This window comes from Pseudomonas sp. FW305-20 (genome assembly GCF_058788075.1).
This window is the reverse complement of sequence record NZ_JBYTAJ010000002.1, coordinates 41482-66204: the sequence shown is the minus strand read 5'-3', so window position 1 is coordinate 66204 and position 24723 is coordinate 41482. Positions and strand designations below refer to the sequence as shown.

Here is a 24723-nt window from a genome sequence, read left to right as displayed (position 1 = left end):
GATGATCCTATTTCCCGATTTGCTGCAGTTACCCCACCAGTTGCGCCATCCCGAAGTGCGCGACCTGGCTTGGGTCATCCTCGCGCCGCCGATGCTTGGCGTGACGACGTGGCCGCAGCGTCATCCGCTGACCGGCAGTGACTGGGTGCAAGCGCCGGATCGGCTGGAACGGTGGCTGCGGCAACTCGATCACGACAGTTATGACTTGCTGCACTGGCTGGCGCAGGCCCGAACCCGGCGATTGGGCTTGTACTACGAACGCCTCTGGCAATACGCCGTGCAGCACGCGCCGGGTATCGACCTGATTGCCGCCAATATGCCGATCCGCCGCGAAGGCCACACGCTGGGTGAGCTGGACATGCTGCTGCGCGATCGTGACGGCGTGCATCATCTGGAACTGGCGATCAAACTTTACCTTGGCCCGCAAAATGGCGACGGATACGACACGGCGCAGTGGCTCGGCCCCGGTTGCCACGATCGGCTGGACCGTAAACTGGCCCATCTGACGCAGCATCAACTGCCGATTTCGGCCCGCCCGGAGAGCCGCGAAGTATTGGCGGCGCTGGATATCCAGCAGTTCAGTGCGCACTTTTGGCTGGGCGGTTATTTGCTGTATCCGTGGCCGGGGTCAGCCGAGCCACCGAATGGTGCGCATCCCCAGCATTTACGCGGTAGCTGGCTGCACCAGAAGGACTGGGCAGACTTTGTCGTACAGCGCCCGTTCGGTCGCTGGCAACCCCTGCCCCGCCATGCCTGGCTGGCGCCGGCGCACTATCCGGCGGAGCAGACCTGGAGTGTTGAACAGCTGAACACCTGGCTCAGCGAGCTGGAGCCGCTGGCCCCGGCGCAATTGCTGGTGCGACTCACAGAAAACGCCCAAGGTGATTGGGAAGAGGCAGAGCGGCTGTTTCTGGTGGCGGATCTTTGGCCTAACGTTCCTGGCAGTGGCTGAGTTTTTTAGCGTCTGGGCTGGCCCTATCGCGAGCAGGCTCGCTCCTACATTTGATTTCCTTGTGACGAAGATACCTGTAGGAGCGAGCCTGTTCGCGAAAGGGCCAACGCAGTTCAGATGGATAACCGCAAAGCCAGCGCCGCCAACGTCACCAGCAAAACAGGCACCGTCAACACAATCCCGACCTTGAAGTAATACCCCCAGCCGATCCGGATACTCTTGCGCTCCAGCACATGCAACCACAGCAGCGTCGCCAGGCTGCCGATCGGCGTAATCTTCGGCCCCAGGTCGCTGCCGATGACGTTGGCATAGATCATCGCCTCCTTCACCACCCCGGTCGCCTGGCTGGCATCGATTGACAGCAAACCGATCAGCACCGTCGGCAGATTGTTCATCATCGACGACAGCAGCGCGGTCAGTACGCCGGTGCCCATGGCAGCGCCCCATACGCCGTAGCCGGCAAAACCATCCAGCCATCCGGCCAGGTAACCCGTGAGCCCGGCGTTGCGCAGGCCATACACCACCAGGTACATGCCCAGCGAGAAAATCACGATATGCCAGGGCGCTTCCTTGATGACTTTGCGGGTGGAAATCTTGTGACCACGGGCGGCGATGGCCAGCAGCAACGCCGCGCACACCGCAGAAATGGCACTGATCGGAATCCCCAGCGGTTCCAGCGCGAAGCAGCCGAGCAGCAGAATCACCAACACAGCCCAACCGGCATAAAACGTAGCGTGGTCGTGGATCGCAGAAGCCGGTTGCGCCAGTTGCTCGGGGTCGTAGTCCTTGGGAATGGCACGACGGAAAAACCACATCAGCATCGCCAGGGTCGCCGCGACACTCACCAGGTTGACCGGGATCATCACCGCCGCGTAACGATTGAAACCAATGTTGAAGAAGTCAGCGGAAACGATGTTCACCAGATTCGACACCACCAACGGCAGACTCGCCGTATCAGCGATGAAACCGGCGCCCATGACGAACGCCAGGGTCGCCGCCGGGGAAAAACGCAACGCCAGCAGCATGGAAATCACGATGGGTGTAAGAATCAGCGCAGCCCCGTCGTTGGCGAACAATGCCGACACCAACGCACCGAGCAGCACCATATAAGCAAACAGCTTGCGTCCGCTGCCCCGTCCCCAGCGGGCCACATGCAGCGCCGCCCAGGCAAAGAACCCCGCCTCGTCCAGCAGCAGACTGATGACAATCAGCGCGACAAAGGTCCCGGTGGCGTTCCAGATAATCTGCCACACCAGCGGGATGTCGCTCAGCTGAACGACTCCGAAAATCAGCGCAAGCACCGCGCCGAACACCGCACTCCAGCCAACGCCAAGGCCTTTTGGCTGCCAGATCACCAAGGTGATGGTCAGCAGGAAAATCAACGATGCGGTCAGCATGCAGTGCAGCCTTGTCGGAAAACAAACCGCGATTCAGCCGCAATGCACGGGAGGAGTAAAGCGCAAACTTGCTCCCTCCTTCCCAAACGCACTGGGATCGATGTAGCAGCGGCTACGACAGATTGGTGTGCGATGTTCCTACACAGGGTTTGTCACGCTTTCTTGTGTTGTTCGACCCACAGGCCATAAGCATTGATGAATTTTTGCAGAAACGGTTTTAGCGACTCGGACAGTTTTCCCGCCTCGTCGAACGCTGAACCGGCACCGCTCAGATAAGCTTCGGGTTGCTGCATGCACGGCACATCCAGAAACACCATCGACTGGCGCAGGTGATGGTTGGCGCCAAAACCACCGATAGCGCCCGGCGAAGCACTGATCACCGCGCCTGGTTTTCCGCTCCAGACACTCTTGCCATAGGGGCGCGAACCCACGTCGATCGCGTTCTTCATCGGCGCAGGCACAGAACGGTTGTATTCGGGAGTCACGAACAGCACCGCGTCGGATGAGCTCACTTGTTGCCGGAAAGTGCTGTAGGCTGCCGGCGGTGAAGCACCATCGATGTCCTCGTTGTAGAGCGGCAGATCACCGATTTCGACGATAACCAGTTTGAGATTGGCAGGCGCCAGGTCGGCCAGGGCCAGCGCCACCTTGCGATTGATCGATTCCTTTCTCAAGCTGCCGACCAGTACAGCGATCGTATAGACGTTGCTCATGGAAGATTCTCGACTGTCGGATGAAAGAGCTTGTAGTTATAGATGACGATTCAACCAGTGGGCGACTGAAAAAACGTCGCCCCTGACTATTTTTTTCCTGTAGGAAAACTTACCTCGCCCAACCACGGTCTACAGAGCCGCAAATTGAGTGATTTATCCCCAGAGGTTCTAAGCAGATGGCAGCAGTACTCGTCGGTCAGTTCCATGCAAGAGACGCGGAAGGCCGCGTTTATTCCGTGCATGAGTTCCAGGAATCCACCCCGTCGGCAGACGGCCTCACTGGCTCGGTGCCTGTTACCACTTACAAGCTGGCCATTGGCGACCGCGTACGGAAACTCGATGACAACCAGTTTTTGCTGGTGCAGTCGGACGTGACCATCGTGCGTGAGCCCGACACTTATGTCGGCAATCTGCCGGAAACCAACGTCGCTTCATAACCCCGTGTTATGAGCAGAAGTCATATGCGCGCACTTGAGTTAGGATTCAGCCACTGACTCCCTCACCTGCTGAACATGGACTTCACGCATGCGTTTACGTCATATCGAAGTGATCCAGGCGCTCCTGCAGACCGGTCACCTGGGCACCGCCGCCGAATGGCTGCAGTTGCCTGTGGCTGAAGTCGAAGGGATTCTGCGCGACGCCGAGGATCAGTTGGGTTTCATGCTGTTTTCCAGCGTGCGTGGACGCTTGCAGGCCACGCGCGAGGCGCGGGAGTTACAGGTCCAGATCGCCCACGTCTATCAAGCGCTCGAACCGGTTCAGCGGCTGGCCAACAGCCTCAAGCAATATCAGGCTCCGCCCTTGCGGATTATCTGCACGCCGCCCTTGGCACAGCAGCTATTGCCACAGAGCATTGCCGCCCTGCGCCGACGCCTTCCTGATGCGCCTTGCACCCTTCTGAGTCAACCAACCCGCGAGATCGTCAGAAACCTGCTGCTGCGTGAAAGCGATCTGGGATTAAGCCTGCATGACCCCGATCACGCCGACATTCATTGCCAGGTGATCGCCCAAGGCAAGCTTCAGCTGCTGGCACCCCACGGCTGGTTGCAACCCAAACAGAAGTACATCTCGCTGCAGGACCTGGCCGGCCAATCGATGGTAGGCCTGGAAGGTCATGATCCGCTGAGCCCGGCGCTGGAAAACAAGCTGCATGCCCTGCGTCCTGCCCCGGTCATTCACACCCGGGTACAGACTCACCAGATGATGCGCAGCATGGTCGAGGCCGGTGAAGGCCTGGCCATCGTCGACCCTTTCACTGCCCTCGGGGCGAAATCGGCCGGGCTGGATGCGTGCCCGCTGGCGCCGGCCGTGCCAATAAGCCTGTATGCCTTGACCCTCAAGAGCGGCGAGCCATCGCTGGCAGTTCAGGCATTGCTGGGCATCATCACGGAACAAGCCGTGGCGATGCTGGCGAACTAAGCGGGGTTTCCAGCGGGTTATCGAACAATCGATACCAGAATAGCGCCACTTCGGCGGTGTTCGGATCGATTCCGCGATAACGCAAATGATCGATTCCGCCCAGGACGTAACCGAGGCGCTCATAGAGCCGGCAGGCCCCCAGATTATTGTTCTGGGTTTCGAGCATGATGCCTGGCAGTTTCTTTTTGCGGCTCCAGAACTGCGCCACATCCAGCAACGACTTGGCCACACCATGACGACGCGCCGGCGCATGCACCGCCAATTCGTCGATATGGGCAAAGCCGTTCCAGTTGGTGCTGACCACCAGGTGACCCACGGGCTCATCATCGAGATAAGCCATGAAGATCGCGCTGTCAGCGGCATCGCGGAAACTGCTGAACTCCTCGGGATCGATGCCGTAGCACTTGCGATAGGGCGTGATCGGTGTCACCGGCCACTGCTCCACCGGTTTACCGATTTCGGCGGCACCGTAGACCGCGACTTCAAAACTGAAATCACTGCCCCAGATGTAGGCTGCAAAACCATCGTCGGCAACGCGTACCGACAGCCCTGGGTATTTCGGATTCATGAGCGGTTGCATACTGGGAAAGGTCCTCATTCCTTGATGCAATCGACGGTATATAGCCGTCCATTGCCCTCATCTTCGTGTTGCAAGCCGTGCACATCAGCGACAAACCCCGGGAAGCTGCTGTCGAACGTACGGGCAAACGCCAGGTAATCGATAATCGAGCGCGTCGACTCGGTAAAACGCTCGCCGGGCATGATCAACGGAATCCCCGGCGGGTACGGCACCAGCATCACTGCGGCGATCCGCCCGTCCAGAGCATCGATCGACACCGCTTCAACCTCGCCACGCACTAATTGATCATAGGCGTCAGATGGCTTCATGGCGATTTCCGGGAGCACGGTGTACATGCGCTTCAGGTGTTTGGCCGTGGCATTGCTGCGATAGCAGGCGTGCAGTTGATCGCACAGATCGCGCAATCCCATGCCCTGATAGCGCGCGACATCCTCTTGTGCCACGCACGGCAGGCAGGTCGCGAGACTGACATTGGCATCGTAGCTGCGCTTGAATTCCAGCAACTCGGTCAGCAACGTGCTCCATTTGCCTTTGGTGATGCCCATCGAGAACAGCACCAGGAACGAATACAGCCCGGTCTTTTCAACGACCAAGCCACGTTCCCAAAGGAATTTGCTGACCACCGCTGCCGGAATTCCGCGCTGACTGAGGGCCCCGCCTGCCGTCAGGCCCGGCATCACCAGCGTGACCTTGATCGGATCAAGCAGCACGTAGTCGTCGGTCACGCCGCCAAAGCCGTGCCAGTCGGCGTCGGGTTGCAGCAGCCAGTCATCGGTGATCACGCGGTCGATGCCTTCCACCGATGGCGGCTGCCAGATGGAAAACCACCAATCGTCAGCGGCGATGTGCTGACGCAAATTGGCCAGCGCCCGGCGGAAACTCAGCGCTTCGTCGAACATTTCCTGCAACAGCGATCGTCCGGCCGGGCCTTCCATCATGGCCGACGCCACATCCAGCGAGGCGATGATGCTGTACTGCGGCGAGGTCGAGATGTGCATCATGAACGCTTCATTGAAGCGATCCCGATCCAGTTGCCGCGCGCCGCCATCCTGAACGTGAATCATCGACGCCTGGCTGAACGCCGCCAGCAGTTTGTGGGTGGAATGGGTAGTGAACACCAGGGGGCCGCCTTCACTGCGGGAAGTGCCCATGCCGTAACGCCCGGCGAAAAACTCATGAAACGCCGCGTAGGCGTACCAGGCCTCATCGAAGTGCAAGACCTCGACGCTATTGCCCAGTTGCTGCTTGATCAGCTCAGCGTTGTAGCAGAGGCCGTCGTACGTCGAATTGGTCACCACCGCCAACTTGACCTTGGGTGCCCGTCCCTTGGTCAGCGGGCTGGCGTCGATCTTGGCCTGGATCGATTCGCGGCTGAATTCGCTCAAGGGAATCGGGCCGATAATTCCCAGCTCATTGCGCTCCGGGCACAGGTACAGCGGAATGGCGCCGGTCATGATGATCGCGTGCAATATCGACTTGTGGCAGTTGCGGTCCACCAACACCAAGTCATCGCGAGCGACCATCGAATGCCAGACAATCTTGTTGGCGGTCGAGGTGCCATTGATCACGAAGAAGGTGTGATCGGCGCCGAAATTGCGAGCAGCACGAGCTTCGGCTTCCGCCAGCGGGCCAGTGTGATCGAGCAAAGAACCGAGTTCCGGCACCGACACCGACAAATCGGAGCGCAAAGTGTTTTCCCCGAAGAACTGGTGAAACGCCTGACCCACCGGGCTCTTGTGGTACGCCACGCCGCCGCCATGGCCGGGTGTGTGCCAGGAATAATTGGAGTCGGCCGTGTGCTGCACCAGCGCTTTGAAAAACGGCGGCAGCAGACCATCCAGATATTTGCGCGCCGCTCTCGCGACCTGCCTGGCCAGAAAAGGCACGGTGTCTTCGAAAAGATAAAGAATCCCGCGCAGTTGATTGAGTTCGGCCATGGCGTCGGCGGGAGCGTTTTCCAGGGTCACCTGCTCGCCCAGCGCGAAGATCGGCAAGTCGGGCGCACGCACCCGCGCCAGGCCAATCAGCTCGGCCATGTTGTGTAATAGATGAGAGTGGGTGCTGGCGTCTTCGGCCGCAATCAACATGCAGGAAAGACCGTGATGGGTCGAAGCGACCAGTCGCCCTTCGGTGTAATTCACCGCCGAGACAATGCTGAAGCCTTCCTGCTCCAGCTCCCGGGCTATGCCACGCACGCGATCACCGGCCACGGTGTCGGCCTTGATGTCGCGATGGACGATCAGGACCGGGAATTTCAAATCTTTATACATGGGGCTCAGTGTCCTGAGGCGGCAGACCGTGGTCCACCAATCACCTCAGGGTAGAGGGTTCGAGCGCATGTGGCGAGTGTGATGCACTGAAATGGGTCATCGGGGCGCGTTACGCTTGATCAAGATCAAAAGATCGCAGCGCTACGCCTGAGCCTTGGCCTCGGCCAGTTGCTGCCAGAGCGATGGAGCGCCGGCGGATTTGGCGATGACTTCCAGGCGTGCCATGTGCTGGGCCAGGTCATCCTCGCTGGCACGGATGATACGCGTCGGTTGACGATCGACCGGCAGGCGGCGGATCTCGGTGGCGGAGTTGTCCGCACCTTCCCCGGAACCATTGCCGTCGGAAGCATTACCGGCCAGGGACAGGCTGGTCTGGCCGCCCGTCATGGTCAGGTAAACGTCAGCGAGGATCTCGGAGTCGAGCAAGGCGCCGTGCAGTTCACGGCCGGAGTTGTCGACGCCATAGCGTTTGCACAAGGCGTCGAGGCTGTTGCGCTGCCCCGGGTGACGTTCCCGGGCCATCATCAAGGTGTCGAGGATCGAGCAGTGCTGCGTGATGTCCGCACGATCGTGCTGGCCCATCAGGGCGAATTCGTTGTTGATGAAGCCAACGTCGAACGCCGCGTTATGGATGATCAGCTGCGCACCCTTGATGAATTCAAAGAACTCATCGGCGACTTCAGTGAAGCGCGGCTTGCCGACCAAGAATTCGTTGGTGATGCCGTGGACGCCAATGGCGCCTTCATCACTCTCGCGGTCCGGTTGCAGATAAACGTGGAAATGCCGGCCCGTCAGGCGCCGACCGATCAACTCGACACAACCGATTTCGATAATCCGGTGGCCGTCGGTCACCGGCATGCCGGTGGTTTCGGTATCGAGTACAACGGATCTGGTGGCCATCAGTGCTCAGCTCTCAACGGGTCATTCGTGCAAAAACGGCGATGTTAACACGCTCGCCGGGGTCTTTCAGGTACGCCGTGTTGCACCCATCGCGAGCAGGCTCGCTCCCACATTGAATTCGGGGGTCACAGATTTTGTGCTCAACGAAGATCAAATGTGGGAGCGAGCCTGCTCGCGATTGGCCACGACGCGGTGCATCGGTAGAGCCGGAATCAAGCCTGCTTGTACCCGCGTACTTCATCCACGCCACGATTGGCCAGTTGGTCGGCGCGTTCGTTGCCGTGATGGCCAATGTGCCCGCGCACCCATTTCCAGGTGACGTTGTGGCGATTGACCTGCTCATCCAGCAACTTCCACAGATCAGCGTTTTTCACCGGTTCTTTCGCAGCGGTTTTCCAGCCGCGCTTCTTCCAGTTGTCCATCCACTCGTTGATGCCTTTCATCACATACTGCGAGTCGGTGACCAGCAGCACGTCGCAGGAGCGCTTGAGTTCTTCAAGACCACGGATAGCGCCCATCAGCTCCATGCGGTTGTTGGTGGTGTTGGCTTCGCCGCCCCACAGTTCTTTTTCAACGCCCTTGCACACCAGCAAAGCGCCCCAGCCGCCAGGGCCAGGGTTGCCTTTACAGGCGCCGTCGGTGAAGAGTTCTACGCTATCGCTCATGCCAATCTATCCAGAAAATGCCGTGGCTCGCCGATCGGTGATCGACGATGCCCGAGGCCGGGGCAAACCCGGCCGGAAAAATAAAAAGTGTCTTACGGATCGATGCGGCGACGATTGACCTTGGCCATCGGCAATGGAATCAGCTTGCCCATCGGTTCGCGCCGCTCCTGACGGACGGGCCGCAGGCCCACCACGATCTTGCGCGCAACCAATAAATAGAAGCCGCCACCCGAAAGTTGCCAGTCACCGGCCTTGCGCTCCCAGCCGGCCAGACGAGCCTGCCAGGCCGGTGACGCAAGCGGCGGACGATAGCACCCGAAGCGGCGTTTCTCCAGCGCGAACCCCAGCAGGTTCAGCCAGTCTCCGACTCGCGACGGGGAGATGCAGCGAGCCTTGCGCAACGCGTCATGAGCAAAAACATGACGCAAGCCCCAGGTGCTCCAGGGGTTGATCCCGATGATCAGCAGATGCCCGCCGGGCCGCACGCTGCTCGCCGCTTCGCGCAGCAGACCGTGGGGCGACAGGCAGAAATCCAGCCCATGCTGCAACACCACCACATCGGCGGCATGCTCGCTCAAAGGCCACGCCTGCTCTTCGCAGACGATCTCGACCCCCGGCAACGGCGCGCCGAGCCGCACATTGCGCTGCACTTGCGGTGCCGACGGCGGCGTTTGGGCCGACGGGCCGTAATGCACCAGGTAGCCACCGAAGAATCGTCCCAACTCGTCTTCGAGCATGCGACGTTCTTCGTCCAGCAGAAATTGCCCGATGGGGCCGGACAGCCATTCACGGGCCGCGCTGATCAATGTCAGCCATTCAGGATCAGCCTGAGCGAACGCTTTATCGGTCATTGCATTCTCCAACGCGCCAGGAAGTTCTAAGATGCGCCATTGTTTTCCGCTTGGCGAATCCGACGATGATACAGATCAGTGCCCTGCCCGCCTTCACCGACAACTACATCTGGTTGTTACAAGACCACAGCACCCAGCGTTGCGCGGTGGTCGATCCGGGCGATGCCGCGCCAGTGCAGGCCTGGCTCGAAGCGCATTCGGGTTGGGTGTTGAGTGATATTTTGATCACTCACCATCATCATGACCACGTCGGCGGCGTCGAGCAGCTGAAAAAAGCGACAGACGCGACAGTCTACGGCCCGGCCAGCGAAAGCATCCCGGCGCGGGACGTGTCGCTCAAGGACAACGACCGCGTGAGCGTACTGGGCTGGGACTTCGATGTCTTTGCCGTGCCCGGCCACACCCTAGGGCATATCGCCTATTACCATCATGGTTTGCTGTTCTGCGGTGACACCCTGTTCGCCGCCGGTTGCGGGCGCTTGTTCGAAGGCACGCCGGAGCAGATGCATACCTCACTGACCCGCCTGGCCGCGTTGCCTGAAGATACGCTGGTCTACTGCACTCACGAATACACGCTGAGCAACCTGAAATTTGCCGCAGCGGTCGAACCGGGCAATGCGGACACCGCCGCACGTCTGGAAAAAGTCACCGCGCAACGTGAAGCCGGAATCATGACGCTGCCCTCTACTCTGGCGCTTGAAAAGCTGACCAACCCGTTTTTGCGTGTCGACGTAACATCCGTTAAAGAAAAAGTGGACGAACGGAATGGAACCCAAAACCGGGCTCCGAGTGCGGTTTTTGCTGCTCTGCGTGCTTGGAAAGATAAGTTCTAAGTAGCCATCACGTTGGTACAAAAATTCTGAATGGTTGACCGCAGGGGGTGCGCTTTCTAGAATCGCCCGACATTTTTGCCCGGAACTTACTTCCAGCCAATGTCGTCATCTATTCGTAAAGCCATCAATTCAGACGCATTGACCCGCTTGGCTCAAGCCATTGCGGTGGCTGTGTCCGCCACGCTGGCGGGCTGTTCCAGCCATGTGCCGCAGACCGAAGCGACACACACTCCGAATATCGCCGCCCGGGCCAAGCAGAAACCTATCTGGCTCAGCGAAAAACCGACTCCACAAATTCCGCAAGATGTCTGGGAGCGCATGCGCCAAGGCTTTCAGTTGCAAGACAACGTGGGTGTCAACCCGCGCATCGAGCAACAGCGCCTGTGGTTCGCCAGCAACCCGTCCTTCCTCGAGAACGCCGGCGAACGCGGCAGCCTCTACATTCACTACATCGTCGAACGCCTTGAAGAACGCAACATGCCGCTGGAACTGGCGCTACTGCCAGTGATTGAAAGTGCCTACAACCCGATGGCCTATTCCCGGGCCAACGCGGTTGGCTTGTGGCAATTCATCCCTTCCACCGGGCGTTACTTCAACCTGCGTCAAACCCGCTTCTATGATGGCCGTCGCGATATCACCGCCTCGACCACCGCGGCCATGGACTACCTCACCCGCCTGCACGACATGTTCAATGGCGACTGGCTGTTGGCCCTGGCCGCGTACAACGCCGGCGAAGGCACCGTCAGCCGGGCCATCGAGCGCAACGAAAAGCTCGGTTTGCCGACCGATTACTGGAACCTGCCGCTGCCGGCCGAAACCCAGGCCTACGTGCCAAAGCTGCTGGCCCTGTCGCAAGTGGTGCTGGCACCTGAAGCCTACGGCGTGAACCTGAACCCGATCGCCAACGAACCGTACTTCCAGGTCGTCGAAATCAACCAGCGCATGGACCTGTCCAAGGTCGCCGCGGTGGCGAACATCGACGAAGACGAACTGTTCCAGCTCAACCCTGCCTTCAAGCAGCGCACTACCATCGATGGCCCCCAGCATTTGCTGGTGCCGACGTCCAAGGCGCAACTGTTGACCGCCAGCCTGTCGACCATGCGTCCTGAAGAGCTGATCAGCAAGAAGTCGCTCAAACCGGTATTCGAAGGCGCAGACGACTCTGAAATCGCCGGCCTCAAACGTGCCTACCGCGTCAAACGCGGCGACAACCTGGCCGCTATCGCCAAGGCCAACAACGTCGACGTCAAGGATCTGCAGCGCTGGAACAAGATGACCGGCAAGAACCTCAAGGCCGGCCAGACATTGGTCATGCAGGACACCACCAAGCGCAGCCGCGGTCGGGTCAACACCGTCGTGGCGGCGAACAGCAAAGCAAACACTAAAGCTGACAAGCAGAAGTCGCAGACCCAATACAAGGTCAAGCAAGGCGACTCGCTGTACATGGTCGCCAAACGCTTCAACGTTGAAATGCAGCACCTCAAGCGCTGGAACCCACGTGTTGGCCAGGCGCTGAAGCCCGGCCAGATGCTGACGGTGGCTTCCCCACATTAATAAGCACGCCCTGTCGAGGGGCTTTTGTGGTGGATGGGGCTGTTGTGGCGAGGGGGGCTTGCCTGTGGCGAGGGGGCTTGCCCCCGTCGGGGCGCGAAGCGGCCCAGCACTTTTTCAGGTCCACCGCATTCGCAGGATTTACGACTGCTGCGCAGCCGAACGGGGGCAAGCCCCCTCGCCACAGGCAAACCCCCTTCCCACAGGTTTTGCGCTTGCAGGCCAATCTCCCCGACAATTAACCACGCATTAACCCCCCGTCTTTTTCCTGTCGATACAAGCTGTTACTGTACGGCCCACAAAGCCCAAGCCGCCTGGATCGGATCCCTGACTTGAAGCATGCCCTCCTCCTGCTCCTGATCTGCCTGGCCTTGAGCTCCCCCGCAAGCGCGACGATCAGCGAAAGCCATGGTTATGCGCAGTTCGGCACGCTCAAGTACCCGGCCAGATTTACCCACTTCGACTGGGTCAACCCGAAAGCGCCCAAGGGCGGTACGTTGCGGGTGATGGCGTTTGGCACCTTCGATACGCTCAACCCCTACACATTCAAAGGCTCGAGCCCGGTTTCCACCGCCAACTTCCTGCAATACGGCATCAACGAGCTCAACGAACCGCTGATGGTCGGCACCGGCCAGTACGCGCCGTCCGGCGATGAACCAATCTCAAGCTATGGCCTGATCGCCCAATCGGTGGAATACAGCGAAGACCGCAGCTGGGTGGTGTTCAATCTGCGCCCCGAAGCGCGTTTCCACGATGGCACACCGATTACCGCCTATGACGTGGCGTTCTCCTACCGTTTGTTGCTCAAGGAAGGCCATCCGCAATACCGCACCAACCTTCAGGAAGTGTCGCGGGTCGACATCCTCAATCCGCAACGTATTCGTTTCGTCTTCAAGCGCGCCGGCAACCCGTTGCTGATCCTGCGCCTGGGCGAGTTGCCGGTGTTGCCCCAGCATTACTGGAAAGGTCGCGACTTCAAGGCCACCACCTTCGAACCGCCACTGGGCAGCGGCCCCTATCGCATCACCTCGGTAGAGCCTGGACGACGGATCATTTTCGAACGGGTCAAGGATTACTGGGGCAAGGACTTGCCGGTCAATCGTGGCAAATACAACGTCAATCGTATGGAAGTCGAGTTCTACCGTGACAGCGACGTGGCTTTCGAAGCGTTCAAGGCTGGCGAATTCGACATCTATATCGAACACCAGGCGAAAAACTGGGCCAATGGCTATAACTTCCCGGCCGTGCGTCGTGGCGATGTGATCAAGGCGCAAATCGCGCACCAGATCCCGACCCAGAGCCAGGGCCTGTTCATGAATAGCCGGCGGCCAGCTTTTGCCGAGGCCAAGGTCCGTGAAGCGCTGGGCCTGATGTTCGACTTCGAGTGGACCAACCGCACGCTGTTCAGCGGCGCCTACAAGCGCGCCATGAGTTATTACCCCAACAGCGAATTCTCCGCCACCGGCCTACCGGTCGGTCATGAGTGGCTGCTGCTCAAGCCCTATCGCGATCAGTTGCCCGCCAAGCTGCTCACCGAACCGTTCAGCCTGCCGCAGACCGAAGGCCGCGGCATTCCGCGGGAAACCATGCGCAAGGCCCTGTCGCTGCTCGCCGAGGCCGGCTGGAAGCTCAACGGTCAGCGACTGCAAAACTCCATCGGCCAACCGTTGCGTTTCGAGATCCTGCTGGTCAACCCGAACCTGGAACGTATCCTCCAGCCTTACGTCGAGAACCTCGCCAGCATCGGCATCGACGCCCGGTTGCGCACCGTCGATCGCGCCCAGTACAAACAACGCCTCGATCAGTTCGACTTCGACATGATCCTGATGACCCTCAACCAGACCCTCAGCCCGGGCCTGGAACAGTGGCAGTATTTCCATTCCAGCCAGGTCGGGGTCAAGGGCAGCAAAAACTACGCCGGCATTGCCAATCCGGTGGTCGACCATTTACTCGAACAATTGCTCGCCGCCCAGACCCGCGATGAACAGGTCGCCGCCGGCAAGGCGCTCGACCGGGTGTTGCTGTGGCAGCACTACATCATTCCCAACTGGTACCTCAATTATCACCGCCTGGCCTACCGCAACCGGTTCGCCTTCGTCACCACGCCGCCCTACACGTTGGGCCTGAGCGCCTGGTGGCTGAAATCTTCGGAGAAAGATCGATGAAACCCGTACGCACCCTGCTCTTGCAGGCCAGCGGTCTGTTGTTTGCCGGGCTGGCCTGTGCCGCCCCGCAACATGCCCTGACCCTGTACAACGAGCCGCCGAAATATCCGGCCGATTTCAAACATTTCGATTACGTGAACCCCGACGCGCCCAAGGGCGGGATCTTCCGCCAGGCCGGTTTCGGCGGCTTCGACAGCCTCAACCCTTTCATCAACAAGGGTGTCGCGGCCGACGACATCAGCATGATCTACGACACCCTGGCCAAACAGGGCCTGGATGAGCCGTTCACCGAGTACGGCCTGGTTGCCGGCAAGATCGAAAAAGCCCCGGACAACAGCTGGGTGCGTTTCTACCTGCGCCCCGAGGCACGCTTCCACGACGGGCATCCGCTGCGCGCCGAGGATGTGGTGTTCAGCTTCCAGACCCTGATCAAGGACGGCGCTCCGCTGTTCCGCGGTTACTACAGCGATGTCGAGGAAGTGGTCGCTGAAGATCCGCTGACGGTGCTGTTCAAGTTCAAGCACACCAACAACCGCGAGCTGCCGCTGATCCTCGGCCAACTGCCGGTGCTACCCAAGCATTGGTGGGCGACGCGCGATTTCACCAAGGGCAACCTGGAAATGCCATTGGGCAGCGGCCCCTACAAGGTCAGCGAAGTGAAGGCTGGACGTTCGGTGCGCTATGAGCGGGTCAAGGATTACTGGGCCAAGGACCTGCCGGCCAACCGTGGGTTCTACAACTTCGACGTGATGACCACCGACTACTACCGCGACAACACCGTCGCACTGGAAGCGCTCAAGGCCGGCCAGTTCGACTACTGGCTGGAATCGGCCGCGAAAAACTGGGCCAAGGCCTACAACATTCCGGCGGTGGCCGAAGGTCGGCTGATCAAGGAAGAGATCCCCAACGGCAACCCCACCGGCATGCAAGGCTTCGTGTTCAACCTGCGCCGCCCGGTGTTTCAGGATGTGCGCGTGCGTCAGGCCCTGACGCTGTTGCTGGACTTCGAATGGACCAACAAGCAACTGTTCAACGGCGCCTACGCGCGCACCCGCAGCTACTTCGAGAATTCGGAAATGGCGGCCAGTGGCCTGCCGGACGCCGATCAACTCGCGATCCTCGACCCGTTCCGCGGCAAGATTCCCGAGCAGGTGTTCAGCGAGGCGTTCCAGAACCCGGTGACCGACGCCAGCGGGATGATCCGCACCCAGCAGCGCAAAGCCTATCAATTGCTGCAAGAGGCGGGCTGGCGGATTGTCGATGACAAGATGGTCGACGCCAATGGCAAACCGGTGACCATCGAGTTCCTGTTGGCCCAGACCGAATTCGAACGTGTGTTGCTGCCGTTCAAGCGCAACCTCAGCGACCTGGGCATCGAACTGGTGATCCGTCGGGTCGACGTCTCGCAGTACATCAACCGCGTGCGTTCGCGGGACTTCGACATGATCGTCGGCAGCTTCCCGCAGTCCAACTCCCCGGGCAACGAGCAACGCGAATTCTGGATGTCCGACGCCGCCGACAAACCCGGCAGCCGCAATTCCATGGGCCTCAAAGACCCGGTGGTGGACCAGTTGGTCGAGCAACTGATCAACGCCGATTCGCGCAAAAGTCTGGTGGCCCACGCCCGCGCACTGGACCGCGTGCTCCAATGGGGCTATTACGTGATCCCCAACTGGCACATCAAGACCTGGCGCGTGGCGTACTGGAACCACATCGGCCACCCGAAAATCTCCCCCAAGTACGACATCGGCATTAATACCTGGTGGGTCAAGCCCGACGCGACATTGCCGATAGAAGTCGAAACCAAACTGCAAGCCGACCCTGCGGGCACGGAGTAATCAGATGCTGGCGTATATTTTTCGGCGACTGCTGCTGATCATCCCGACCTTGCTCGGCATTTTGCTGATCAACTTCGTGATCATCCAGGCCGCCCCCGGCGGGCCAGTGGAGCAGATGATCGCCAAGCTCGAAGGCTTCGAAGGCGCCACCAGCCGCATCGCTGGCGGCGGTGCCGAAGTCTCGGTGGCCGGCTCGGCCTATCGTGGGGCGCAAGGCCTGGACCCGGCGCTGGTCAAGGAAATCGAGCACATGTACGGCTTCGACAAATCGGCGCCGGAACGCTTGTGGATCATGATCAAGAACTACGCCACCCTGGATTTCGGCGACAGCTTCTTCCGCGACGCCAAGGTTATTGACCTGATCAAGGAAAAGTTGCCGGTGTCGATCTCCCTCGGGTTGTGGAGCACGCTGATCATGTACCTGGTGTCGATCCCGCTGGGGATCGCCAAGGCGACGCGGCACGGCAGCCATTTCGACGTCTGGACCAGTTCGGCGATCATCGTCGGTTACGCGATACCGGCGTTCCTGTTCGCCATCCTGCTGATCGTTGTCTTTGCCGGCGGCAGCTATTTCGACTGGTTCCCGCTCAGAGGGCTGACCTCCAACAACTTCGATGAATTGAGCATGGGCGGCAAGATCCTCGATTACTTCTGGCACCTGGCATTGCCAGTGACGGCGTTGGTGATCGGTAACTTCGCGACCATGACCCTGCTGACCAAAAACAGCTTCCTCGACGAGATCAACAAGCAGTACGTGGTCACCGCCAAGGCCAAGGGCCTGACCAATCACCGCGTGCTCTACGGCCACGTGTTCCGCAACGCCATGCTGTTGGTCATCGCCGGGTTCCCGTCGGCGTTTATCGGGATTTTCTTCACCGGTTCGTTGCTGGTGGAAGTGATCTTCTCCCTCGACGGCCTCGGGCTGATGAGTTTCGAGGCGGCGATCAACCGCGATTACCCGGTGGTCTTTGGCACGCTGTTCATCTTCACCCTGTTGGGATTAGTGGTGAAACTGATCGGCGACCTCACCTACACCTTTGTCGATCCGCGCATCGACTTCGAAAGCCGGGAGCATTGAGATGAACCTGTCCCCTCTCAATCGCCGACGTTTCGAACTTTTCAAGGCCAACAAGCGTGGCTGGTGGTCGTTGTGGCTGTTCCTGCTGCTGTTCGGGCTGAGCCTCGGCGCCGAGTTGATCGCCAACGACAAACCCTTGGTGGTGCACTACGACAATGGCTGGTATTTCCCGGCGCTCAAGCGTTACCCGGAAACCACCTTCGGCGGCGAATTCCCGCTGGAAGCCAACTACAAGAGCCCGTACATCCGCGAATTGCTCAAGGCCAAGGACGCCTGGGTGCTGTGGGCGCCGATTCCCTACAGCTATCAAAGCATCAACTACGACTTGAAAGTCCCGGCCCCGGCGCCGCCTTCCGCCGACAACCTGCTGGGCACCGACGATCAGGGGCGCGATGTGCTGGCCCGGGTGATTTACGGCTTCCGGATTTCGGTGCTGTTCGCCCTGACACTGACCATTCTCAGCTCGATCATCGGCGTGATCGCCGGGGCCTTGCAGGGCTTTTACGGCGGCTGGGTGGATTTGGCCGGGCAGCGTTTTCTGGAGATCTGGTCTGGGCTGCCGGTGTTGTATCTACTGATCATTCTTGCCAGCTTCGTCCAGCCGAACTTCTGGTGGCTGCTGGGGATCATGCTGCTGTTCTCCTGGATGAGCCTGGTGGACGTGGTGCGCGCCGAGTTCCTGCGCGGTCGTAACCTGGAATACGTGCGCGCCGCGCGGGCTCTGGGCATGCAGAATGGTGCGATCATGTTCCGCCACATCCTGCCCAACGCCATGGTCTCGACCATGACCTTCATGCCGTTCATCCTGACCGGCGCCATCGGCACCCTGACCGCTCTCGACTTTCTGGGCTTCGGTCTGCCGCCTGGCGCTCCGTCCCTGGGTGAACTGGTGGCCCAGGGCAAATCCAACCTGCAAGCGCCGTGGCTCGGTATGAGCGCGTTTGCCGTGCTGGCGTTGATGTTGAGTTTGCTGGTGTTCATCGGCGAGTCCGCTCGCGATGCCTTCGACCCGAGGAAGTGAAATGAATCAGGACAATCTGATCGAAGTGCGCGACCTGGCCGTCGAATTTGTCGTTGGCGAGCGCGTTCAACGGGTGGTCGAAGGCGTCAGCTTCGATATCAAGCGCGGCGAAACCCTGGCACTGGTGGGTGAAAGTGGCTCCGGAAAATCAGTGACCGCCCATTCCATCCTGCGGCTGCTGCCCTACCCGCTGGCTCGACATCCGGCCGGGACCATCACCTACGCCGACCAGAACCTGCTGGACCTGAAAGAGAAAACCATCCGCCACATCCGCGGCAACCGGATTGCGATGATCTTCCAGGAGCCGATGACTTCGCTCAATCCGCTGCACTCGATCGAGAAGCAGATCAACGAAGTGTTGGGCATCCACAAAGGCCTGATCGGCAAAATCGCGACCAAGCGCACGCTGGAGCTGCTGGAAATGGTCGGCATCCCGGAGCCCGAGAAGCGTCTCAAGGCCCTGCCCCACGAACTGTCCGGTGGCCAGCGTCAGCGGGTGATGATTGCCATGGCCCTGGCCAACGAGCCGGAACTGCTGATCGCCGACGAGCCGACCACCGCGCTGGACGTCACCGTCCAGCTGAAAATCCTTGAATTGCTCAAAGAATTACAGGCCCGGCTGGGCATGGCGCTGCTACTGATCAGTCACGATTTGAACCTTGTACGAAGAATTGCGCATCGCGTATGTGTCATGCAGCGCGGTTGCATCGTCGAACAGGCATCGTGCGAAGAGTTGTTCCGCGCACCACAGCATCCGTACACTCGGGAACTGCTGGCAGCGGAGCCCAGCGGCAAGCCGGCAACTAACGTTATCGGCCCGCCGTTGCTGCAAGTCGAGGACCTGAAAGTCTGGTTCCCGATCAAGAAAGGCTTTCTGAAAAAGACCGTAGACCACATCAAAGCGGTGGACGGCATCAATTTCAGCCTGCCTCAGGGCCAGACCCTGGGGATTGTGGGAGAAAGCGGCTCGGGCAAGTCGACACTGGGTTTGGCGATTTTGCGGCTGATCGGCAGCCAAGGCGCGATCCGTTTTGAAGGCAAGCAGCTAGACTGCCTGACGCAGCAACAGGTTCGGCCGCTGCGTCGACAGATGCAGGTGGTGTTTCAGGACCCGTTCGGCAGCCTGAGCCCACGGATGTGCGTCAGCCAGATCGTCGGCGAAGGCCTGCGGATCCACAAGATGGGCACCGAGGCGGAACAGGAACTGGCGATTATTGCGGCACTCAAGGAGGTAGGCCTGGATCCGGAAACCCGGCACCGCTACCCCCACGAATTTTCCGGCGGGCAACGGCAGAGAATCGCCATTGCCCGGGCATTAGTGCTAAAACCGGCGTTGATTCTGTTGGACGAGCCGACATCGGCCCTCGACCGGACAGTGCAACGCCAAGTGGTGGAGCTTTTGCGTTCACTGCAAACCAAGTACAACCTGACGTATCTGTTTATCAGCCATGACCTGGCTGTCGTCAAAGCGCTGAGCCACCAGCTGATGGTGGTCAAGCAAGGCCAAGTGGTCGAACAGGGAGACGCGCAAAGTATTTTTGCGTCCCCCAAACATCCGTATACACAGCAGTTGCTGGAAGCCGCTTTCCTGGCCCCGGCCACTGCGCAATAACCTGAAAGAGAGGAGCAACACATGGGTTTTCTCGCCGGTAAGCGCGTACTGATCGTCGGTGTCGCCAGCAAGCTGTCCATCGCATCCGGCATCGCTGCCGCCATGCATCGCGAGGGCGCTGAGCTTGCCTTCACTTATCAGAACGACAAACTCAAGGGTCGTGTCGAAGAGTTCGCACAAAGCTGGGGCTCCAACCCTGATCTGTGCTTCCCGTGCGACGTGGCCAGCGATGAAGAAATCGCCAAGGTCTTCGTTGAGCTGGGCAAGAAGTGGGACGGCCTGGACTGCATCGTGCACTCCGTCGGCTTCGCCCCGGGCGACCAACTGGATGGCGACTTCACCGAAGCCACCACCCGTGAAGGTTTCCGCATCGCTCACGACATCAGCGCCTACAGCTTCGTGGCCCTGGCCAAAGCTGGCCGCGAAATGATGAAAGGCCGCAATGGCAGCCTGTTGACCCTGTCGTACCTGGGCGCCGAGCGCACCATGCCGAACTACAACGTGATGGGCATGGCCAAGGCTTCCCTGGAAGCTGGCGTTCGTTACCTGGCTGGCTCCCTGGGCCCGGACGGCACTCGCGTCAACTGCGTCTCGGCTGGCCCGATCCGCACCCTCGCTGCTTCCGGCATCAAGAACTTCCGTAAGATGCTGGCCGCCAACGAAGCGCAAACTCCGCTGCGTCGTAACGTCACCATCGACGAAGTCGGCAATGCCGGCGCCTTCCTGTGCTCGGACCTGGCGTCCGGCATCAGCGGCGAAATCATGTACGTGGACGGTGGTTTCAACACCACGGCCATGGGTAGCCTCGAAGAATAATCTTCGGTCAGCCCCTTAAAAAACCCGCCTCTTCAGGCGGGTTTTTTTATACCTGCGATTTGCGGCCTGATGCAGAACCCCTGTGGGAGTGAGCCTGCTCGCGATAGCGGAGTGTCAGTCGACATCAATTTTGAATGTCAGTCCGCTATCGCGAGCAGGCTCACTCCCACAGGGGATTTGTGTTTAACCATCACTCGGTGTCAGGCAACTGGCAAATAGCTGCTGGATCGGCTGTGTGCGCTGGCTATAGCGCTGCAACAGGACCATTTCCCGGTAGAACGTCAACGCGCCCAACGGGATGATCCGCACCTTCGCCCCATGCTCAAGCCAGAGCCCGGCCTCGGGTAGCAGCGACACCCCTAATCCGCATTCAACCATCTTCACGATGGCTTCCAGCTCATCCAATTCCAAAGCCACTTGCACATCAATCTGCTGCTCGCGCAAAAACCGGGTTACCAGTCTTCCACCGAACGAATTGCGGTCGTAACGCACTTGCGGATGGCTCGCGAGGATCTGCAACGGCTCATCGCCTTCAAGGTCCGCCGGCACGATCAATACAAACGGTTCCTTGCGGATGATCTGCGCTGACAGCTCCTTGGGCAACTCGAACGGCGGCTTGATCAGGATCGCCAGATCCACCTCACCGGTGTCCACCTGGCTCAGCAGGTTCAGCGACACGCCGGGCACCAGTTTCGGCTCCAGCAACGGCGCCTGTTGCCTCAGTCGCAGTAATGCCTGGGGCAGCAGTCCGGTCTGGGCCGTGGCCACGGCGCCTATTTTCAACTCGCCGCGATACTCGCTGACATCATCGCTGACCGCCATGCGGCTGAAGGTCTCAAGGATCTCCCGCGCCATCGGCAACGCGCGTTGCCCCGCTGCATTGAGCAGCGCCTGACGCCCGGTGCGATCGAACAAGCGAATGCCCAACGCCTGCTCCAGATTGCGCATCTGCGCGCTGACCGCCGACTGCGTCAGGCCGATGTGCATTCCGGCCGCCGCGAACGTGCCATAGCGTGTGACGGCAATGAAAGTTTTCAGTTCGCGCAGCATGATTGCTCCCGATTGATCGAAATAATTTGAGCTCGCGGCAAAAATTATCGTCTTTTAATCAAAAAGCACAGGACTAAAATCAGTTCGAATCCAGACAGTCGAGGCACATCCGATGCAACTTTCCCCTTTTCACTTGGCCATCCCGGTCCATGACCTGACTGCCGCACGTAATTTCTACGGCAACGTGTTCGGCCTGGAAGAAGGTCGATCAAGCGATCATTGGGTCGATTTCAATTTTTTCGGCCATCAACTGGTGATTCACCTGGCGCCGAAAAACGCCTCGCAAGAAGCCGCGCACACCAATGCTGTCGATGGTCATGACGTACCGGTGCCGCATTTCGGCGTGGTGTTGGGGATGAACGAATGGGAGGCGTTGGCCGAGCGATTGAAAGCCCTCGACACCCGGTTCGTCATCGAACCGGGCATTCGCTTCCAGGGATTGGTGGGTGAGCAAGCGACGATGTTTCTCTTCGATCCTTGCGGCAATGCGCTGGAGTTCAAGGCGTTCAAGGACATCACTCAGTTGTTCGCCAAATGATCCGCCCCGTCCCGGATGCCACGACCCTCAGTCAGTCCGTGATCAAGGGTGAGACCACCGCCGCCGCCGTCGCCGAAACGGTCCTGGAGCGCATTCAGGCACTGGAGCCGGAGATTCAGGCCTTCGTCTCGTTCGATGCCCGAAAAGTCCGCGCCGATGCTGCGTCGCACACCAATCGTGGCTTGCTGGCCGGCGTTCCGGTGGGGGTGAAGGATGTCTTCGACAGTGCCGATCATCCGACGCAATTCAACTCACCCATCTATGCCGGTCATCAACCTGCCCGGGATGCCCATGTGGTGACCCTGCTCCGCCAGGCCGGCGCGCTGATCATGGGCAAGACCCACACCACTGAATTTGCGTACATGCACACCGGCCCGACCCGCAACCCCCATGACCCGGACCGCACGCCGGGCAGCTCCAGCGCCGGTTCGGCGGCCGGGATGGCAGCGGATTTCTTTGCGGTGGCGCTGGGTACCCAGACGGCCGGCTCACTGCTGAAACCGGCGTCCTATTGCGGTCTGTTCGCGTTCAAACCGTCGTTTGGACTGGTATCGCTGGAAGGTGTAAAACCGCTGGCACCGAGCTTCGACACCGTAGGCTGGTACGGTCGCTCGGTGCGGGATCTGCACTTGGTGGCGCGGGTATTGATTCCAGGTTTTACAATGCCGGAGGTTGAACCACGCCCTCTGCAATTGGGCTTCTATCGCACAGCGCGCTGGGATCAGGTCGACCCCGAGGTGGCCAACGCCCTGGAACAGGCGGTGGACCACTTGCGCAGTGCCGGCCATCAGGTCGACTACGTGCAACTACCGGATGAGTTTGCCGGGGTATTCGACGATCACCTGTTGATCAACGACTGCGAAGGCGCGCGTTCTCTGGCGAAGGAGTTTGAGGGACACCGCGCACTGCTAAGCCCTTCGACCTTGGCAATGTTCGACCGAGCGGCGGCGACCACCTGGGAACAGGAGTCCGCTGCCAAGGCCCGATTGGCAGCGCTTGCACCGCGCCTGAATGAACGCTGCCAGCCCTACGACGCGATGCTCGGCCCTTGCTGCGGGATGGTTGCGCCCCTGGGTCTGGAAAGCACCGGCCCATCGGATTTCATCAAGTTCTGGGGCGCGTTCGGCTGGCCGCAGGTGAATATCCCGCTGGTTCGCGCAGAAGGATCGATGCCCATCGGTTTACAGATGATCGGCCGGTTCAGAAATGACGGTTCACTGCTCCGGGTGGCCGAACGGGTCGCTGTCGATTTGCTCGTTGATCGCGGCCAATAAGCCTTCGGCCGTCTCGTGGAGCGCAGGATGAAACTCAATCTGATCGACACTGAAGTGGATGTCGCAACCGCGATGCTCTGTGGCATTGCGCTCTTCGAGTATTTCTTCGAGTCGTGCCCTGATCGCGGGAATCTCCACAACGCTTGATCCGGTCAGTAACGCGACGAATTTGTCGCTGCCCAGCCGGCCGATTACATCGCTCTCGCGAAAGGCAATGCGCAGCACATCAGCGAAGGTTTTCAGGGCTTTGTCGCCCTCGGCACGACCATAGAGATAATTGATGTGCTTGAAGTCATCGATATTGAAAAGCAGCAGCGTTGCCGGCTTTTTCAGCTGGTGACAGACATCCAGCCCTTGTTGGGCCAGCGCTGTAAAACCGTGTCGGTTGGAGAGCAGCGTCAACTCGTCCATGCTCGCCATCTGCACGCCCATCAACTCCTCCTCGGCCTTGCGGGCCAAGTCACGCAGCAGCTCGCGCTCCTGCAATGGCGTGCGCAACGGGTCGGCGCACGCGCCTGGTTTTACCGGTTTGCCTGGGATCAGCATTACTCACTCCATTGGCGGGTATATTTCTTAGAGTCGTCCATACCCGCTTTGACTCCCTGTTAACGGACCGCCGGTCAGCTACCCGCGACCGGACATGGCCCTCCTGCATCAGCCCAAAGCTTGAACTGGGTGACGAAAATGTCGTGCGGCACCGGTACCGGCGCCCTTCCATATCCTGGATTCCAGCCCCAGAGCACCAGTTTGTCTTCGCTGACATGTTTGATCAGCGCAGCGAAATCGCGGTCACCGTTGCTCGAACGGTCCTTGATCATTGCGCACAATTTATCGGTTGGCAGACCGATCCAGGCCATTTTGTGCGCGGCTGGCGGCAAGCTCCAGTGCGGCGCCCCTGGCGGTGCGTTTGCGCCGTAACTGGCCGGCGGATTGCGCTCGGCGTGACAGGTCGCGCAGGGCAAACCCGCCGCGCCCTTGCCGTCCATGCCCCGCACGACGTTCATGGCGTGAGGGATCCCGGCGTCAAACTGCAATGGCGAATCGCCGGGGATATGGCAATTCTGACAGCGCGGGCTCTGGAAGACCTGTTGCACGGTATCGAACGCCTTGATCGCTTCCTTATTGTCAGCGAACAAGTCCTCGGCGTAGCCGACCAGGCCGATCAACACCACTGCGCCAAGCATCAGATGTCGTCTCATC

Annotated in this window: 23 protein-coding genes; 13 read left to right on the top strand and 10 right to left on the bottom strand. The window is 59.8% G+C overall.

Translation table 11 applies throughout. The features are described 5' to 3' along the window. The first annotated feature begins 1 nt into the window (after position 1). Positions 2-952 carry a DUF1853 family protein gene (locus AC3WP4_RS02295; protein WP_102614774.1) on the top strand — a complete coding sequence of 317 codons (951 nt, stop codon included), beginning with the start codon at positions 2-4 and terminating at the stop codon, positions 950-952. Between the two features lie 113 nt (positions 953-1065). Here AC3WP4_RS02295 and AC3WP4_RS02290 read toward each other — a convergent pair whose 3' ends face one another. Both AC3WP4_RS02290 and AC3WP4_RS02285 read right to left on the bottom strand, forming a co-directional pair. Then, the gene (locus AC3WP4_RS02290; RefSeq protein WP_102614775.1) at positions 1066-2349 is read right to left on the bottom strand and encodes an arsenic transporter; all 1284 of its coding nucleotides are present in this window, start codon (positions 2347-2349) and stop codon (positions 1066-1068) included. 152 nt (positions 2350-2501) lie between these two features. Continuing rightward, complete coding sequence (locus AC3WP4_RS02285) at positions 2502-3062, bottom strand: NADPH-dependent FMN reductase (RefSeq protein ID WP_074876305.1); 561 nt, start codon at positions 3060-3062, stop codon at positions 2502-2504. A gap of 176 nt (positions 3063-3238) precedes the next feature. On the opposite strand from AC3WP4_RS02285, the gene AC3WP4_RS02280 reads away from it, so the two are divergent. Further along, on the top strand, positions 3239-3499 hold the full coding sequence (locus AC3WP4_RS02280) for a hypothetical protein (RefSeq protein WP_074876303.1): 261 nt from the start codon (positions 3239-3241) through the stop codon (positions 3497-3499). Positions 3500-3587: 88 nt separating this feature from the next. Further along, positions 3588-4481: a LysR family transcriptional regulator gene (locus tag AC3WP4_RS02275; protein WP_102614776.1), complete on the top strand. Its 894-nt coding sequence runs from the start codon at positions 3588-3590 to the stop codon at positions 4479-4481. On the opposite strand, the gene AC3WP4_RS02270 is transcribed toward AC3WP4_RS02275, so the two are convergent. From AC3WP4_RS02270 to AC3WP4_RS02250, 5 genes are all read right to left on the bottom strand, one after another. Next, positions 4447-5061, bottom strand: coding sequence for a GNAT family N-acetyltransferase (locus tag AC3WP4_RS02270; RefSeq protein ID WP_102614777.1), 615 nt, complete (start codon positions 5059-5061; stop codon positions 4447-4449). The genes AC3WP4_RS02275 and AC3WP4_RS02270 overlap by 35 nt on opposite strands. Before the next feature lie 14 nt (positions 5062-5075). Continuing rightward, complete coding sequence (locus AC3WP4_RS02265) at positions 5076-7331, bottom strand: Orn/Lys/Arg family decarboxylase (protein WP_074876297.1); 2256 nt, start codon at positions 7329-7331, stop codon at positions 5076-5078. 141 nt (positions 7332-7472) lie between these two features. Beyond that, the gene (dnaQ, locus tag AC3WP4_RS02260; RefSeq protein ID WP_074876294.1) at positions 7473-8231 is read right to left on the bottom strand and encodes a DNA polymerase III subunit epsilon; all 759 of its coding nucleotides are present in this window, start codon (positions 8229-8231) and stop codon (positions 7473-7475) included. Between the two features lie 212 nt (positions 8232-8443). Then, positions 8444-8896, bottom strand: coding sequence for a ribonuclease HI (rnhA, locus tag AC3WP4_RS02255; RefSeq protein WP_008028618.1), 453 nt, complete (start codon positions 8894-8896; stop codon positions 8444-8446). A gap of 92 nt (positions 8897-8988) precedes the next feature. Next, on the bottom strand, positions 8989-9747 hold the full coding sequence (locus tag AC3WP4_RS02250) for a methyltransferase domain-containing protein (protein ID WP_074876293.1): 759 nt from the start codon (positions 9745-9747) through the stop codon (positions 8989-8991). Positions 9748-9812: 65 nt separating this feature from the next. On the opposite strand from AC3WP4_RS02250, the gene gloB reads away from it, so the two are divergent. From gloB to fabI, 8 genes are all read left to right on the top strand, one after another. Continuing rightward, on the top strand, positions 9813-10580 hold the full coding sequence (gene gloB, locus AC3WP4_RS02245) for a hydroxyacylglutathione hydrolase (protein ID WP_074876291.1): 768 nt from the start codon (positions 9813-9815) through the stop codon (positions 10578-10580). 99 nt (positions 10581-10679) lie between these two features. Next, positions 10680-12134: a transglycosylase SLT domain-containing protein gene (locus tag AC3WP4_RS02240; RefSeq protein WP_074876289.1), complete on the top strand. Its 1455-nt coding sequence runs from the start codon at positions 10680-10682 to the stop codon at positions 12132-12134. 329 nt (positions 12135-12463) lie between these two features. Beyond that, positions 12464-14296 (top strand): extracellular solute-binding protein, encoded by a 1833-nt coding sequence (locus AC3WP4_RS02235; protein WP_102616352.1) that lies wholly within the window; start codon positions 12464-12466, stop codon positions 14294-14296. After that, a complete protein-coding gene (locus AC3WP4_RS02230; protein WP_102616353.1) occupies positions 14293-16134 on the top strand; it encodes an extracellular solute-binding protein in 1842 nt (613 codons plus the stop codon). The genes AC3WP4_RS02235 and AC3WP4_RS02230 overlap by 4 nt, the downstream gene beginning before the upstream one ends. Before the next feature lie 4 nt (positions 16135-16138). Beyond that, the gene (locus tag AC3WP4_RS02225) at positions 16139-17212 is read left to right on the top strand and encodes a microcin C ABC transporter permease YejB (protein WP_102616354.1); all 1074 of its coding nucleotides are present in this window, start codon (positions 16139-16141) and stop codon (positions 17210-17212) included. A gap of 1 nt (position 17213) precedes the next feature. Further along, positions 17214-18233, top strand: coding sequence for an ABC transporter permease (locus AC3WP4_RS02220; protein ID WP_074876282.1), 1020 nt, complete (start codon positions 17214-17216; stop codon positions 18231-18233). A 1-nt stretch (position 18234) separates the two neighbouring features. After that, positions 18235-19845 carry an ABC transporter ATP-binding protein gene (locus AC3WP4_RS02215; RefSeq protein ID WP_102616355.1) on the top strand — a complete coding sequence of 537 codons (1611 nt, stop codon included), beginning with the start codon at positions 18235-18237 and terminating at the stop codon, positions 19843-19845. A 21-nt stretch (positions 19846-19866) separates the two neighbouring features. Continuing rightward, positions 19867-20661: an enoyl-ACP reductase FabI gene (fabI, locus tag AC3WP4_RS02210; protein WP_008152082.1), complete on the top strand. Its 795-nt coding sequence runs from the start codon at positions 19867-19869 to the stop codon at positions 20659-20661. Positions 20662-20844: 183 nt separating this feature from the next. Here the strand turns inward: fabI and AC3WP4_RS02205 are convergent, their stop codons facing one another. Next, entirely contained in the window at positions 20845-21711 is an 867-nt protein-coding gene (locus AC3WP4_RS02205; RefSeq protein WP_102616356.1) for a LysR family transcriptional regulator, read from the bottom strand. A 112-nt stretch (positions 21712-21823) separates the two neighbouring features. Between AC3WP4_RS02205 and AC3WP4_RS02200 the strand changes: the two genes are divergently transcribed. Both AC3WP4_RS02200 and AC3WP4_RS02195 read left to right on the top strand, forming a co-directional pair. Continuing rightward, positions 21824-22249, top strand: coding sequence for a VOC family protein (locus AC3WP4_RS02200; RefSeq protein ID WP_074876276.1), 426 nt, complete (start codon positions 21824-21826; stop codon positions 22247-22249). Beyond that, entirely contained in the window at positions 22246-23523 is a 1278-nt protein-coding gene (locus tag AC3WP4_RS02195; protein WP_102616357.1) for an amidase, read from the top strand. Before AC3WP4_RS02200 ends, AC3WP4_RS02195 begins: the two co-directional genes overlap by 4 nt. Here the strand turns inward: AC3WP4_RS02195 and AC3WP4_RS02190 are convergent. Both AC3WP4_RS02190 and AC3WP4_RS02185 read right to left on the bottom strand, forming a co-directional pair. Beyond that, positions 23464-24069, bottom strand: a complete 606-nt coding sequence (locus AC3WP4_RS02190) for a GGDEF domain-containing protein (RefSeq protein ID WP_074876272.1) — start codon at positions 24067-24069, stop codon at positions 23464-23466. The genes AC3WP4_RS02195 and AC3WP4_RS02190 overlap by 60 nt on opposite strands. A gap of 74 nt (positions 24070-24143) precedes the next feature. Next, the gene (locus AC3WP4_RS02185; RefSeq protein ID WP_074876270.1) at positions 24144-24722 is read right to left on the bottom strand and encodes a hypothetical protein; all 579 of its coding nucleotides are present in this window, start codon (positions 24720-24722) and stop codon (positions 24144-24146) included. Position 24723: the final 1 nt, after the last annotated feature.

Excerpts from the sequence above, each read along its gene's own strand:
- AC3WP4_RS02290 (WP_102614775.1), bottom strand. The coding sequence starts at position 2,349 with ATGCTGACCGCATCGTTGATTTTCCTGCTGACCATCACCTTGGTGATC.
- AC3WP4_RS02225 (WP_102616354.1), top strand. The coding sequence starts at position 16,139 with ATGCTGGCGTATATTTTTCGGCGACTGCTGCTGATCATCCCGACCTTG.
- AC3WP4_RS02295 (WP_102614774.1), top strand. The coding sequence starts at position 2 with ATGATCCTATTTCCCGATTTGCTGCAGTTACCCCACCAGTTGCGCCAT.
- AC3WP4_RS02220 (WP_074876282.1), top strand. The coding sequence starts at position 17,214 with ATGAACCTGTCCCCTCTCAATCGCCGACGTTTCGAACTTTTCAAGGCC.
- gloB (WP_074876291.1), top strand. The coding sequence starts at position 9,813 with ATGATACAGATCAGTGCCCTGCCCGCCTTCACCGACAACTACATCTGG.
- fabI (WP_008152082.1), top strand. The coding sequence starts at position 19,867 with ATGGGTTTTCTCGCCGGTAAGCGCGTACTGATCGTCGGTGTCGCCAGC.
- AC3WP4_RS02280 (WP_074876303.1), top strand. The coding sequence starts at position 3,239 with ATGGCAGCAGTACTCGTCGGTCAGTTCCATGCAAGAGACGCGGAAGGC.
- AC3WP4_RS02185 (WP_074876270.1), bottom strand. The coding sequence starts at position 24,722 with ATGAGACGACATCTGATGCTTGGCGCAGTGGTGTTGATCGGCCTGGTC.
- AC3WP4_RS02240 (WP_074876289.1), top strand. The coding sequence starts at position 10,680 with ATGTCGTCATCTATTCGTAAAGCCATCAATTCAGACGCATTGACCCGC.
- AC3WP4_RS02215 (WP_102616355.1), top strand. The coding sequence starts at position 18,235 with ATGAATCAGGACAATCTGATCGAAGTGCGCGACCTGGCCGTCGAATTT.
- AC3WP4_RS02190 (WP_074876272.1), bottom strand. The coding sequence starts at position 24,069 with ATGCTGATCCCAGGCAAACCGGTAAAACCAGGCGCGTGCGCCGACCCG.
- AC3WP4_RS02195 (WP_102616357.1), top strand. The coding sequence starts at position 22,246 with ATGATCCGCCCCGTCCCGGATGCCACGACCCTCAGTCAGTCCGTGATC.
- AC3WP4_RS02265 (WP_074876297.1), bottom strand. The coding sequence starts at position 7,331 with ATGTATAAAGATTTGAAATTCCCGGTCCTGATCGTCCATCGCGACATC.
- AC3WP4_RS02205 (WP_102616356.1), bottom strand. The coding sequence starts at position 21,711 with ATGCTGCGCGAACTGAAAACTTTCATTGCCGTCACACGCTATGGCACG.
- AC3WP4_RS02230 (WP_102616353.1), top strand. The coding sequence starts at position 14,293 with ATGAAACCCGTACGCACCCTGCTCTTGCAGGCCAGCGGTCTGTTGTTT.
- AC3WP4_RS02285 (WP_074876305.1), bottom strand. The coding sequence starts at position 3,062 with ATGAGCAACGTCTATACGATCGCTGTACTGGTCGGCAGCTTGAGAAAG.
- dnaQ (WP_074876294.1), bottom strand. The coding sequence starts at position 8,231 with ATGGCCACCAGATCCGTTGTACTCGATACCGAAACCACCGGCATGCCG.
- AC3WP4_RS02200 (WP_074876276.1), top strand. The coding sequence starts at position 21,824 with ATGCAACTTTCCCCTTTTCACTTGGCCATCCCGGTCCATGACCTGACT.
- AC3WP4_RS02275 (WP_102614776.1), top strand. The coding sequence starts at position 3,588 with ATGCGTTTACGTCATATCGAAGTGATCCAGGCGCTCCTGCAGACCGGT.
- AC3WP4_RS02270 (WP_102614777.1), bottom strand. The coding sequence starts at position 5,061 with ATGCAACCGCTCATGAATCCGAAATACCCAGGGCTGTCGGTACGCGTT.
- rnhA (WP_008028618.1), bottom strand. The coding sequence starts at position 8,896 with ATGAGCGATAGCGTAGAACTCTTCACCGACGGCGCCTGTAAAGGCAAC.
- AC3WP4_RS02250 (WP_074876293.1), bottom strand. The coding sequence starts at position 9,747 with ATGACCGATAAAGCGTTCGCTCAGGCTGATCCTGAATGGCTGACATTG.